Origin of the sequence: Hyunsoonleella aquatilis, assembly GCF_014270105.1 — a bacterium.
GTDB lineage: Bacteria > Bacteroidota > Bacteroidia > Flavobacteriales > Flavobacteriaceae > Jejuia > Jejuia aquatilis.
Map to the genome: position 1 here is coordinate 581,241 of NZ_JACNMF010000001.1, position 13,729 is coordinate 594,969.

12 protein-coding genes are annotated in these 13,729 nt (G+C 37.3%); 2 read left to right on the forward strand and 10 right to left on the reverse strand.

The window, feature by feature from the left end; translation table 11 throughout:
• Positions 1-16: 16 nt before the first annotated feature.
• Together H7U19_RS02515 and H7U19_RS02520 are read right to left on the reverse strand one after the other, a co-directional pair.
• Positions 17-1,201: a pyridoxal phosphate-dependent aminotransferase gene (locus H7U19_RS02515; RefSeq protein WP_186558257.1), complete on the reverse strand. Its 1,185-nt coding sequence runs from the start codon at positions 1,199-1,201 to the stop codon at positions 17-19.
• Between the two features lie 32 nt (positions 1,202-1,233).
• Positions 1,234-2,328 (reverse strand): fatty acid desaturase family protein, encoded by a 1,095-nt coding sequence (locus H7U19_RS02520; protein ID WP_186558258.1) that lies wholly within the window; start codon positions 2,326-2,328, stop codon positions 1,234-1,236.
• A gap of 148 nt (positions 2,329-2,476) precedes the next feature.
• Here H7U19_RS02520 and rsmG point away from each other — a divergent pair, with 148 nt between their 5' ends.
• Complete coding sequence (gene rsmG / locus H7U19_RS02525) at positions 2,477-3,106, forward strand: 16S rRNA (guanine(527)-N(7))-methyltransferase RsmG (RefSeq protein WP_186558259.1); 630 nt, start codon at positions 2,477-2,479, stop codon at positions 3,104-3,106.
• 12 nt (positions 3,107-3,118) lie between these two features.
• Here rsmG and H7U19_RS02530 read toward each other — a convergent pair whose 3' ends face one another.
• The 8 genes from H7U19_RS02530 to H7U19_RS02565 all read right to left on the reverse strand — a co-directional run bounded on the left by H7U19_RS02530 (position 3,119) and on the right by H7U19_RS02565 (position 11,598).
• Positions 3,119-4,093 (reverse strand): tetratricopeptide repeat protein, encoded by a 975-nt coding sequence (locus H7U19_RS02530; RefSeq protein ID WP_186558260.1) that lies wholly within the window; start codon positions 4,091-4,093, stop codon positions 3,119-3,121.
• A 133-nt stretch (positions 4,094-4,226) separates the two neighbouring features.
• Complete coding sequence (locus tag H7U19_RS02535; protein WP_186558261.1) at positions 4,227-5,180, reverse strand: tetratricopeptide repeat protein; 954 nt, start codon at positions 5,178-5,180, stop codon at positions 4,227-4,229.
• A gap of 113 nt (positions 5,181-5,293) precedes the next feature.
• Complete coding sequence (locus H7U19_RS02540) at positions 5,294-6,295, reverse strand: DUF3500 domain-containing protein (protein WP_186558262.1); 1,002 nt, start codon at positions 6,293-6,295, stop codon at positions 5,294-5,296.
• An 83-nt stretch (positions 6,296-6,378) separates the two neighbouring features.
• Complete coding sequence (locus H7U19_RS02545; protein WP_186558263.1) at positions 6,379-7,617, reverse strand: RNA polymerase sigma factor; 1,239 nt, start codon at positions 7,615-7,617, stop codon at positions 6,379-6,381.
• Positions 7,618-7,965, reverse strand: a complete 348-nt coding sequence (locus H7U19_RS02550) for a YciI family protein (RefSeq protein WP_186558264.1) — start codon at positions 7,963-7,965, stop codon at positions 7,618-7,620.
• 228 nt (positions 7,966-8,193) lie between these two features.
• Positions 8,194-9,042, reverse strand: a complete 849-nt coding sequence (locus H7U19_RS02555) for a fumarylacetoacetate hydrolase family protein (RefSeq protein ID WP_186558265.1) — start codon at positions 9,040-9,042, stop codon at positions 8,194-8,196.
• Positions 9,043-9,096: 54 nt separating this feature from the next.
• The gene (locus H7U19_RS02560) at positions 9,097-9,876 is read right to left on the reverse strand and encodes an SDR family NAD(P)-dependent oxidoreductase (RefSeq protein ID WP_186558266.1); all 780 of its coding nucleotides are present in this window, start codon (positions 9,874-9,876) and stop codon (positions 9,097-9,099) included.
• A gap of 54 nt (positions 9,877-9,930) precedes the next feature.
• On the reverse strand, positions 9,931-11,598 hold the full coding sequence (locus H7U19_RS02565; protein WP_186558267.1) for a hypothetical protein: 1,668 nt from the start codon (positions 11,596-11,598) through the stop codon (positions 9,931-9,933).
• 434 nt (positions 11,599-12,032) lie between these two features.
• On the opposite strand from H7U19_RS02565, the gene H7U19_RS02570 reads away from it, so the two are divergent.
• Positions 12,033-13,676, forward strand: a complete 1,644-nt coding sequence (locus tag H7U19_RS02570; protein WP_222597366.1) for a sulfatase — start codon at positions 12,033-12,035, stop codon at positions 13,674-13,676.
• Positions 13,677-13,729 lie beyond the last annotated feature (53 nt).

Genomic DNA, 13,729 nt, shown 5'->3' on the forward strand with positions numbered 1-13,729 from the left:
GTTTATAAAAGAGGCTTTAACTCACCACTTCTTTAATACGCTTAATAGCCTCAACAATCTCATCTTGAGAAGCAGCATAAGAAATCCGGATACAATCTGGATTTCCAAAAGCATCTCCGGTAACGGTGGCTACTAAAGCTTCTTCCAGCAAATACAATGAAAAATCGGTGGCGTTGTTAATGGTTTTGCCTCTAAGTGTTTTACCAAAGAAATGGCTGATATCAGGGAACACATAAAATGCACCATCCGGCGTGTTCGTTTGAAACCCTTCAATATCATTCAACAAATCCAGAATCAAATCACGACGCCCTTTAAAAGTGTCAATCATATATTGTACACGGGATGGTGGCTCCATCAAGGCGGTAATCACCGCACGTTGGGCGATACAGTTAGTGCCACTGGTACTTTGACCCTGTAGCTTATTACAGGCCCTAGCAATTTTTTCTGGGGCACCAATAAAACCAATACGCCATCCGGTCATTGCAAAGGCTTTTGAAACACCGTTTACAGTAATCGTTCTATCGTACATTTCAGGAAACTCTGCAATACTCGTATGGCCTTTGCCATAATTGATATGCTCATAGATTTCATCGGAAACCACATAAATTTCAGGATATTTAGCTAAAACATCAACCAAAGCCTTTAGTTCTTCTTTGCTATACACCGAACCACTTGGGTTACATGGCGAACTAAACCACATCATTTTGGTTTTAGGTGTTATAGATGCTTCCAACTGCTCGGCAGTCATTTTAAAGTCGGTATCTATTGAAGTTTCTACTTCGACAGGCACACCACCAAATAATTTCACGATATCGGCGTAGCTTACCCAATACGGACAAGGTAAAACCACTTCATCCCCATCGTTAAGCATCACCCCAGCCACATTAAACAGTGCCTGTTTAGCCCCCGTGGAAACTACCACTTGCGCCGGTGTATAAGTTAAGTTATTATCGCGCTTAAATTTGGTGATTACCGCCTCTTTCAATTCTCCATAGCCATCCACGGGCGTATAGGAATTATAGCCATCGTTAATAGCTTGAATGGCCGCATCTTTTATAAAATCAGGTACTTTAAAATCGGGCTCACCAAGGCTAAGGCCAATGATGTCTTTTCCTTCTCCTCTTAATTCCCTTGCTTTGGCTGCCATAGCTAAAGTGGCAGACGTGGACATGCTTAAAATCCTATCCGATAGTAGTTGCATTTTGGTTTAGTATGTTAATCAGTAAATATAAATTAGGCTAAACTAGGTCTATGGCCCAGCATTTTTAATTGATTGTAATGTTCGGCAACAGCTTGCCAAAAGGTATTGTATTCGTTGTAAGGTAGGCTGAACTCCTTTGCGGTTTCCTTAACTATTTTGGCAATTTTGCTATAATGAATATGGCTAATATGAGAAAACAAATGGTGCTCTACCTGTCTATTCAATCCACCTGTGTAAAAGCTGACCAACCAACTTTTTGGAGAAAAATTGGAGGTCGTAAACAATTGGTGAATTGCCCAAGTATTTTTGATATTACCCTCATTATCAGGTAAAGGCATTTCGGTATTTGGCATAACGTGCGCCAATTGGAAGATGACACTTAAAATGATGCCCGCCGTGTAGTGCATAACAATAAAGCCGATTAGCACTTCCCACCACTTAAAGCCTAGGCTCAATGGCAATACCACCCAAATGAAATAGTACACTATTTTTCCAATGACAAGTTTAGTCCATTGCGTGGCCGGATTAGGCATTTTCCCATAAGACAATTTTCGTTTTAGGTATCTGTAAGTTTGGGTAAAATCAGTGGTAATGGCCCAATTTGCAGTCAACAAGCCGTATAAAAAGAAAGCGTAATACTTCTGATATTTGTGAAAGCGGTACCACTTTGCATGCTTTGAAAATCGGATAATCCTTCCTGCGTCAATATCTTCATCATGTCCATGGATGTTGGTATATGTGTGATGTAAAACATTGTGCTGTACCTTCCAATTGTAATCGTTTCCGGCCAAAATATATATACTGCTCCCCATCAATTTATTCACCCATTTTTTGCTGGAAAACGAACCATGATTGGCATCATGCATAACATTCATGCCCACGCCCGCCATTCCAACACCAACAATCACCATTCCTAAAATTTGCGCCCAGCCGGGCAAATCAAAAGTTAAAATCAAAACTACTGGAACAATCAACAAAGCAAACATCACAACAGCTTTAGTGTATAATTTCCAGTTGCCAGTACGCTTAAGGTTATTCTCCTTAAAATAGTCATTCACCCTCTTGTTCAGGGTTTTAAAAAATTTTGCAGGATCTTTTCTTGAAAACGAAAGTGCTTGCTTACTCATAATACTACTTGGTTTAATTTGATATGTATAGCAATATAAATATTAAAAATACATCCTGCAAAGATAAATATTAATCGACGCAACAAAGCACATTTTTTGTCAAAAAATTTGTCGCGAAACCTCTATTTTTGTGCAAAATATAACAACTATGGAGTTGCTTTTAAAGTATTTTCCTAAATTATCAGAAATCCAAATCCTTCAGTTTCAACAACTGGAAAGGCTATATAAAGAGTGGAATTCGAAGATTAATGTAGTGTCCAGAAAAGATATTGATGAGTTGTATTTACGGCACGTTTTGCATTCCTTGGCTATTGCAAAAATAATCTCCTTTTCTGATGGATCAAAAATTATGGATGTGGGTACTGGCGGAGGTTTTCCGGGTATTCCATTGGCTATTATGTTTCCAAATTGTGACTTTCACCTAGTGGATAGCATTGCCAAAAAATTGAAAGTGGTGGATAATGTTGTTGAGGCCTTAGGGCTTTCTAATGTAAAAACGACGCATACTAGAGTTGAGGCTGTTACCGATACTTATGATTTTATCGTTAGTCGCGCGGTAACGGCCATGCCTGCTTTCGTAAAATGGACCAAGGGGAAAATCCAAAAGCAACATAATAATACCTTAAAAAACGGAATTCTTTATCTCAAAGGAGGGGACTTAACAGAAGAATTAAAGGAATATAAAACTGTAAAAATCTACAATCTTCCCGATTTTTTTGAAGAAGACTTTTTTGAAACAAAGAAAGTGGTACATCTGCCTATGAAATATAAACAGTAGAACTTCGATAGCTTAGAGGCTATTCAACTTATCAAAATATATAGCCAACATATTTCGCTCGTCCTCATACCAGGACGAGGTTTCAAATAAAGAGATGCTATCGAATTTATTACCCTTTGGATTGAGGATATTTTTAGCTTTATTATAGTGGGCTTTAGCTTTCTCCAAATCGTTGGCGTGAAAATGCGCGATGGCTGAACCGAACAAAGCCTCATAATCCAAAGCCTTAAAACTTAAGGCATTATCAAAACTTGAAATAGCACTATCATAATTCCGTGAAAAAAGTTCTGCCATGCCATGATAATAGTGCGCCGAGGCATTTTTATGGTCTAATTCTATAGCCTTCTGAAAGTCGTTTTTCGCCTCATCAAATTTATTGATTTCCAAATAGGCCAAGCCTCTATTATAGTATGAGAGGCTACTATTGTCAAGTTTGATGCCTGTATTATAAAACATGAATGCATATTTGTAATAGCCCAGTTTCAATAGGGTATAGCCCACATGGGTGTACAACATAAAATCGCTCGGGTCATTGGCCAGTAGAAAGTTAAATGACCTAAGTGCTGCTTTATATTTTTTCAAATTCAACTGAGTGATACCCAAATTGTAGTAGGCCTCATAAAATGTGCGATCCCAATTAATAGCTTCAACATAATCGCTATGCGCACCCTTAAAATCCCCCAAACTGAATTTGGCATTCGCTCTATTATAAAAGGAATCGGGATCAGGCTTTATGCTGATAACCGTGGTGAAATCTAATATGGCTCCAAAATAATCTTCCAGTTCAGATCTGTATAGCCCGCGATAAAAATGTGCGTTCAAATGTTTAGGATTCTCGGCAATGGCTTTGTCAAAAAAAGCGATGCTTTCATGAATGTCATTGGCTCTTAGCCCCTTTCTAAAGAGCTTGCCTGCTTGTCCGTAAGAAAAGAGCGAACAAAAAATTAAAAATGCGACTAAAATAGATACAGTTTTAACCTTTCCCATAGCATAAAGAAAATAGAAATTATACTTAGCAAAATTTTTCCTTGAAAATACGGATTTTTCGAGAAAAAAAATATTAAAATCTTCTTAAATATGCTTTTTTGGGAAATTCAGAGACGGCGTAACTGTCTTAAAACTAAAGGTTTTTAAGCTTTCCGTACATTTCCGTAAACATCTGTTTTTCGTTGACGTACCAGTAGGTATCCCTAAAAACGTTCATCCCATCGGTTTTTGAATTTACCGAAAGTATGCTTTTCGCTTTATTAAACGAAGTCTTGGCCTTTTCAAAATCCTCAGTATAATAATAAGCCATGGCCATCCCAAAGTGTGCATCGTAATCCAGATTATCTTTGTCAACAGATACTTCCCAGCTTTTGATGCTCGCATCATATTCGCCTAGCAAAAACTGACTCACACCCAAATAAAAATATGCAGGGGTATTGTTTCTGTTCCGATTTATGGCCTTGTAAAAATCGGTTTTGGCTTCTTTATAATAGTTGATTTGCAACAAGGAAACCCCTCGGTTATAATACGATTCGCTATCAGGTTTTATCAAAATACACGAAGCATAGTCCTTAAAGGCCAGTTTGTAATTTTCCAGTTCCATATAGGCTAAAGCTCTTTGCGTATAGGATTTTACATCCGTTGGGAATGCTCTGATGACTTTGGTAAAATCCTTGACGGCCTCTTCATACTTGGCCAGTTCAAGTTTCGTATTGCCAAGGTTGAAAAAGGCTCCAATAAGATCAGGGTCCATTTTAACAGCCTGTTCGTAATCAAAAAGTGCGCCTTCAAAATCCTCTAAAATAAACTTGCAGTTGCCCCGATTGTAATAACTGTCTGCATCCGGTTCAAAAAATATAATCTTGGTAAAATCCAGAATAGCCCCGTCATAATCCTCCAAGTTATATTTGGCAATCCCGCGGTAAAACAATGCATCCAAGTGTTTGGCATCAAGTTCCAAGGCTTGATCCAAAAGTTCAATTTGCTCTTGAGGATTGGGCAACCTTAAGGCCTGTCTCACCAATTTATTTGCTTGGCCAAAGGAAAGTAGGGGGAGCAGAACTAGCAGGAATATTTTTCTTTTCATTGTCAGGGTGCAATTTCAAAACTAAGATACATCAAAATTCAAACCAAAATCAATCTGATTTCAATTTATCTGTTCATAAAACGAAATAACGAGGTATTTGTTGTGCTATTAACTCAGTGTTTATGGGAAGTTTGATAATGTTCCTGAATTAAATCCCTGCCAAAATCCCCGTCAAAATCGCGCCAAACTATATGAATGTGATTTGCATTATTTTGAATGTTATCAAATTCTATAAGAAATGATTTGCCCTGAATTCTGTAATAATGGGGTGCGGTCAAGCTGATCTCTCCAGCCCAACCAAAATGGATGTCTTGTAGTTCTTCAGATGTGATGCGATTAAAAACCTCATTAAAGCGTTCCTCAACTCTATCGGAAAGGTGCAAACGGATCAAATTCAATAACAGGGATCGTTGTGTTCTGTTCAAGGTCTGCAATGGAATGCCCTCTATTTGTAAAGGGCTCACCTCTGGATCGTTACCAGTAATAATATCGCTGTAGGCTGAATTTCTTATTAAGGCACTTTTTCGTTCCTCTTCGTTTAGGGATGTCATGAATTCCAATGCCAAATCTTCTTCTGATTGGAACATGCGCTCACCTTTTCTGTCTCCAGAGCGAATAGTAGCAGGGTTGGCACCAAAAAAGCGGGGAGCAAGATGGGTCTTACCGTTTAAAACCGTAAAATTCAATGATACATGGTGGCCTTCAAAAGACCAGGCCCACAGAGGTTCTTTAAAAGGATTCCCATAAAAGCTGACATAATAAGCCCCAGAATCCCTTCTAACATAATCTCCAGATAGCTCTGCCAAAACATTCTCTAAATCGATAATTTTTAAGGTCGTATTAAACCCTGATTCACTTAGAGATGCCTTTAGCAATTCATGTAATAAAAGTTGTTGTGATGGACTCAATTGCTTAATAGCGATACCTTCCCGGGAAAACGAGGTGCTTGGAAAATAGTGCCAATCGGTTTTCTTTTCATCTTCAAAATGCAATAAAACATTTGATTTTTGTTCTTCATTTAAAGCATTTAAAAAAGTAACCGCCGGATGGTTTTCTGAACCTTGTGGAAATACCCAAAAAGTACCCAACAAAAAAATGACTAAAAAAGGTTTCATAATTGAAAATGGTTAACTCATAAGAGAAGGTTGACGGACTTAAAGTTAATAAAATTTCGCCTAAGTATTGAATGGAAAAGGCATCAAGGCATAAGCTCCTTTTTTTTCTTTTTCAAATAGGCCTTTTCGAGTTCGTTGGTCACATGACTTAGAGCCAACTCAATATTTTGAACGGCTAAGTTTTTTTCGCCGGTAGCCTCATAAAAATCCGCCAAAGTCCCATAATACAAATAGGCACGTTGTTCAAAATCTTCGGGTTTGATTTGGGAAATATAGCCTTTGGCTAGTTTATAGTCCTTAGTTTGAAGGCAGATTACTGCCATGGTCAATGCATGCGAAGGTGTAGGTTGTAGGGCATACAAACACTGATACCAATGCAGTATTTTTTTCCAATCGGTCGCCTCAAAAGTTTTGGCCTTTAAATGCTCAAAGGCGATGGCGGCCTCGTAGTGGTAGCCTGAAAATTCATTGGTTTCCACAGCTTTGTGCATCATCGTGTTACCCAATTTTATTAAAGGAAAATGCCATTTGCTGCGGTCCTGTTGCTTTAAATCCAGTAATTCGTTTTCGGCATTGGTTTTGCTTTCAATGCGGCAGGCGTGGAAACACATCAAGGCGCATAGGGCATAGGTGTCTGGGGTTCGCGTTAAGGTGTTTTTTAAAAGTAGTTGGGACAGTCGGAGGGCTTCAACACACAATTCCTTTCGGATTAAATTATCTTTTTGATTGGAATGGAAGCCCTCGTTAAAAATGAGATACAGCACTTCCATAACGCTTTCCAATCGGGGCTCCAATGATTTTCCATGCGGAATTTTAAATTTAATATCCGATTTTTGAATCGTCTTTCTGGCGCGGGACAACCGTTTTTTTATCGTGTCCTCCTTGGTCAATAATGCGGAGGCAATTTCTCTGATACTAAACCCGGAAACGGTTTTTAAAGCAAAGGAAATACGGTCGCGAGGATCCAGCGTTGGGTGGCAGGCCGTAAAAATCATGCGCAGTTGGGCATCGGCAATTTCAGTATCCAAAAACAGCTCGTTTATAGCGATGGCACCTGTGCCTTGATGGATGTTTGGGAGATATTTCTGTTCCGTTTTTAACTTTCGGAAGATATCCAATACCCTGTTTTTTGCCGCTTGGGTCAGCCATGCTTCAGGGTTATTGGGCTGTTGCAGTCGCCAGCTTAGGCTTGCTTTAATAAAGGTGTCTTGAACCGCATCTTCAATAATGTCCAGATGTTTCAGTCCAAAAATACGGGTCAATACAGAAACCATCTTTCCGCTATGGTGGCGGAAAAGATGGTCTATAAGCTTCGCATCCATTTACTGGTCAAAAACCATAATTTCACGAATCTCAACAACGCCTCCCAAATCATAATCGGGGTAATCTTCAGCAATTTTTTCCACGTCGTCAAAATCCTTGGCTTTCACGATATAATACCCACCAATAATTTCTTTTACTTCAGCGGCAGTCAAATCCGTCACCGTGCGGTTTTTACCAGAAACGCGACGTATCTGCGGGGTAAGTGCGTTGCCGTGGCTTACAATGCCCGCTTGGGTCATTTTGTCGTTCCAGGCAAACCATTTGCCCATGCGGTTTTGAAGTTCCTCTGGCGAAAGCCCCAATTCCATGTAATCGGCCTTCAAGAAAATCATCATAAAATCTTTCATAATTATATATTTTAAAGTTTATATCTGTAAGACGATTGCTAAAACAGAAAAGGGGACAACTTTTTCAAAAATAATTAATTAAGAAGTAGTTTTATGGTTTTTTTTGGTACTTGTCTACTGGCAGGCTATTGCACAATGGCGTGGTAGGGTTTTTAGTATATGCCATTCCCGCCTTTGGGCATAACTTCATAACACCTCTAAATTTATTGTGCACAAAAATTTTAAAGACTAAGCATTTACGCAAACTTGTTTCTGGCCTCCTAAACCCTCAATTTCAAGCTGGACTATATCTCCTTTTTTTAAATATTGGGGTGGATTAAAACCTAGGCCAACTCCTGGAGGTGTGCCGGTGTTTATAATATCTCCTGCTTCTAAAGTCATAAATTGAGATAAATGATGAATGACCTGACATACATCAAAAATCATAAAGCTGGTATTGCCTTTTTGTTTTTGAACTCCATTAACCGATAGTGTCATGTTTAGGTTTTGAACATCGCTAATCTCATCAGATGTCACTAAATATGGGCCTAAAGGATTGAAATTATCGCAAGATTTACCCTTGGTCCATTGGCCACCTCGTTCTAGCTGAAATGCTCTTTCCGATACATCATGAGAAGTACAATACCCTGCAATGCAGTCTTTGGCTTCTTCAATGGAGTTTAGATATCTTGTATCTTTTTTAATAATAACACCTAATTCCACTTCCCAATCTGTTTTTTCAGAATTTCTAGGGATGATAATATTGTCATAGGGACCAACTACAGTATTAGAACCTTTCTGAAATATAATAGGTTCTTCAGGAATAGCCATTCCAGATTCCTCAGCGTGATCAGAATAGTTAAGACCGATACATATTACCTTGCCTGGACGAGATACACAAGCTCCCCAACGTTCAGATTCATCTACATTGGGATAAATCGATATGTTTTTCAGACATTCATCCAACTTTTTAAGTCCTTCATTATTAAAAAAATCTTTATCCCAATCATTGAATACTGAAGATAAATCTTTACGCTGACCATTTATTAACAGCCCAGGTTTTTCTTGCCCCAGCACTCCAAAACGAATTAATTTCATTATTTTATTTTTAAAATTTGTAGATTATTTATTTGCCATACAAAGGCTAAGTTCTCAATTATTTAAACGGGTAAAACCTCCATCAATAGCGTAATCACTACCTGTAATAAATGAAGCTTCATCAGAACATAAATAGAGTAATAGGTTTGCTACTTCCTCTGGTCGCCCCATTCTACCAATTGGCTGTGACTTTGATAATTTTTCAAACATGGCCATTTCTTGACCCGGGTAGTTTTTCTTTAAAAATCCGTTTACAAAAGGTGTATGTACTCTGCCCGGGGAAATACAATTACAGCGAATATTATAGTCTAAATAGTCTTTTGCAACAGAAAGGGTCATGCCAACTACAGCGCTTTTTGTCATGCTGTAGGCAAACCTGTCCTTTATTCCTACGGACGCGGCTATTGAAGCCATATTGATAATGACACCGCCATAAGGTTTTAAAAATGGAATGGAAGATTTCATTACATAAAAAACACCTTTTACATTTACAGAAAATAGCTTATCAAAATCTTCAGTTGATGTTTTTTCTAGATTTCCTATATGAGCGATACCCGCATTATTAATAATGATATCTAGCTTTTTTTCAGAACCAGCGGCAGACTTAATCACATCATCAACCTCTTTCTTAATAGAGATGTCACATTTCTTAAAAACGGCCTTTCCGCCATTTTTTTGAATACCTGCGATGGTCTCATTAGCACCTTTTTCGTCCATATCTAAAATATAAACTAGGGCTCCTTGTTTAGCCAAAACGATACTAATAGCCTTTCCAATGCCACTGCTGCCACCGGTAACAATAGCCTTTTTATTTTTCAAACTAAATATATTCATTCTCTATTATAAAGCTATTGTGTTTACGGTATTGCTCTTTTTAAGAAAAGTACTTTACAGAGATTTTAGATTGAAAAAAATAAATCGGTTTTTACTCATTTCAGGAACCATGATTATTCCCTTTTTCGCATTGATGCCTAAGTCGGCAAATTGCGAAAAGCCAGAAATCACTTCTTCCGTATTTCCATCTTCATCAATTTTTAACAATCTTCCTCCTGTCCAATCTGTAGCATAATAGAACTTGCCATACTTTATAACACCATCGAAATTAGCTATTGGTAAGCCTTTGCCTATAGGTTTTACCTCCTTTGTTTTCAAGTCAATTCTCATTAACGTCCCTTTTCTACTGGTTTCAAAAGTGGCACGGTTGGTCATTGGTCCCCACGTAGCCACTATTAAATGTTGCCCGTCTATCCATAAACCATTTGGACACTCTAACACATCGTCCTTAATAAAAACCTCCACATTTTTATTTTTCGGTAGTTTGTAAATGGTATTTGTAAATGTGTCGGACACATAAATGTCTCCTTTGGGTGTGGACGCAACATCATTTGCGAACTCAGAATTTGGTAAATTTATTTTTCTTATAATTTTCCCTTTGGATATGTCTATTTCTACTAAAACACCTCTATCCGCAACATACAATAGGTTTTTATAGGATGCCATTCCTGTTGGCGCATCTAAAACTTCAATCCATCTATTTGATATAACATTTCCGTTTTCGTCCAGGCGGGTAAGCCATCCATAACCATCTTTTTCAATCGTTACTTTTTCTCCTCCAAGACTAGAAATAAACCAGGTTTTTGAAACATCATCCCAATACGCATTTTCTGGATTGTCTAGAATGTTATTTAGATTATTATTTAAAGTTTCGTAAGTGTCATCAACCAAAGTGTTCCATTTTTTAATAGATCGAGACAAGTGCTCTTTAGGGGCTTCTTCTATACCAAAAGTATGCAACATGGTTTTGCCTTGAAACTTTATTTTTTGCAAAACAGATACAAATATCGACACATCATAATCGCCATTATCCAAGGGTTTTATGGCATCGGACCAGTTTCCTTTATCATTATCAAACATCGTTACATTTGAACCTGAAATGGACGCAAACTTTAAATATGGAGCTGATTTTATAGCTACATCCAATAAGCGGTTGCCATTGCCAGCTCTTAATTCATGACACAAGTGTAATGTAAGATAGAGGTTTGGCGCATTCAATTCTTCAATATAAGGAATGGCTTCTTCAGCTGATTCTATAAAACAATTATCGTGTGGATAGATAACGATATTCTTGTTTAACTTTTGAGCTTCTGTTGTCATGTTTTTCAAAAGCGCCAAAGTTTTCTCCTTTGTAGCATCTTTTTTCAAAATGATAACCCATAAATCTGTTCCTTCAGGTAATGCAGTTAGTGCTTTACGCCATAACTTGTTTTCTTTCTCAGAATCATTAGAGGAATTAAACGGAAAATAAACTACAGGAATTGACAACTTTCCTGAAGAAAACGCTTTAGTATTTAAATAGTCTTGCAACTTTTTTATGTGTTCATCATTTTTTACAATAAAAGTAATACCGCTATAACCCAGTTTATCAAAAAGTTCTGCTCTCTCTGGTATGGTTAAACTATCCATCTTAAAGTCAAAAGCGTATAAGGATTTATCTATGCCTTGGGCTCCCAAACACATTGATATGATAAAGAGTGATAGTTTTATTAAAGATTTCATTTATAAGTACTTATTAGTGCATTAAATAAGATTGTTTTGAAATTTTACAGATATTCAATCTCTCATAAGGAAGAGCTAAATTATCGATAAAGATTAAAAAAACAATCATGCCCCTTCTGTGGAGCAACCATATTCGGCAGGATGGTTTTTTGGAATAGGTAACGTAATTTTATATGATATAAATTACCTGCTGAATGTTATTATGCACAAGTATTTTTTGTTTTTTCTAATATATCCCATTGCATTTTTTGCTCATGGTTCAAAAGCCTCTTTTAGCATAAATACTAAAGTGTATAATCAGATAGAATTAAGTTTTTAAAATGTTAATATTAACAAAACACAAAACTAAACAGACACTAATTTCATCATAACCAATGAAATATTTAAAACTAAGCAGTATTTGTCTTTTTGCGTTATTCTTTACAGGATGCGAAATGAAAGCAAATAAGGAAAATACAGAAGATAAAAACCCGTCTCGCCCTAATATTATCTTTATACTAGCCGACGATTATGGCATTATGGATAGTCAAGCTTATGCTAATAAATTTACAGGCACTCACCCAGACGAAATGTTCTATGAAACACCAAACATTGATAAATTGGTTAGTGAAGGCACATCCTTTTCGCAAGCTTATGCAAATCAATTATGCTCGCCTACAAGAGCAAGTATATTAACAGGTAAATATGCAGGGAGGCTAGGTTTTACCACAGCAATGCCGCCAAGAGCAACTTATTACAATCAAAATGAAGAAGTCCCTAACGGCTATTACTTACATGATGTTTTTGAGCACAAAGACCCTATAAAAATTGAGCAAGCACTCACTAACGGAATTTCTAATTCTGCCATTCCAACAGGCAGTGCACTTGATGGAGGAAGAGATGAACTGTCCATTGCCGAAGCCCTTAAAGACTATCATTCAGGCTTCATTGGAAAATGGCACCTTGGGGGCTTTGGCGCTAAAGGATATCAACCCAAAGACCAAGGTTTTGAGCCTTTAGCTTGGTTTGATGCTGGAGGGTCTACCTATTATAATTGGAGAAAAATATGGAATGATAGAACTAATAAAGCATTTCCAAAGGTTGCTCCAGAAGCTCTAGAAATAGGTGGCTCAGGAAAAGAAACTAATGAAACGTATTTAACAGACGACCTTACTGTGCAAGCGTTGCAGTTTATAGAAGACAGAGCCAAAATTAAGGATAAACCTTTTTTCTTATACTTTTCTCATTTTGCTATACATACTCCTTATCAAGGTAAAGCAGACGAAATAGCTCATTTTGAAAATAAAGAAAATAAAGGCTGGAATGGGCATAACGACCCAGTTTATGCTTCAATGATTAAGAGTTTAGACCGCTCCGTTGGAGATATTTTAGAGAAACTAAAAGAGCTTAATATTGAAGACAATACACTTGTTGTATTCATGTCTGATAACGGAGGGATTGATGCTGAAGTTACCCCAAACAATAAAGGGACTAATAACGACCCTTTTTTAGGAGGTAAAGCCTGTGTGACAGAAGGCGGAATTAGAGTGCCTTTGGTTTTTAAATGGAAAGGTAAGGTTCAAGAAGGGAAATGGGTAGATGTTCCAGTGGATTGTACCGATATTTACCCCTCTTTATTAGATGTAGCAGGTTACAACGCTAAAGATATTGTGGCTAAAAACAATCTTGATGGTGAAAGTTTAATACCGGTACTTTCCGATATTAAAAATGAAAAAAATAGTTACACCAAAACAACACACTATTGGCATTACCCTTTTAATGTGATTTACAATAGTCCTTTTGAGCCTTTCGCGCTTACGCCACATTCTGCAATTAGAGACGGGGATTATAAACTTATTTTCGATTGGTATGGAAGGTTGCACCTGTTCAATATTGAAAAAGACCCGTATGAGAAAAATAACTTAATAACAGCAAACCCAGAACTTAAAGATAAAATGTTTAACAAGTTAATGAGTTGGTTAAAACTGAATGTAGATGAGCGTTATTGGCCAATGGTTAATGAAAATTATAACCCCAAAAAAGAAGTTAGAGATACCCCATTTGTAGACATGTTTTCCTCATTTAAGGGAAATATCTAGTTCTAATATATTTAAAAAATACTATCGATGAAAAAAAAATGCCCGCACTATTA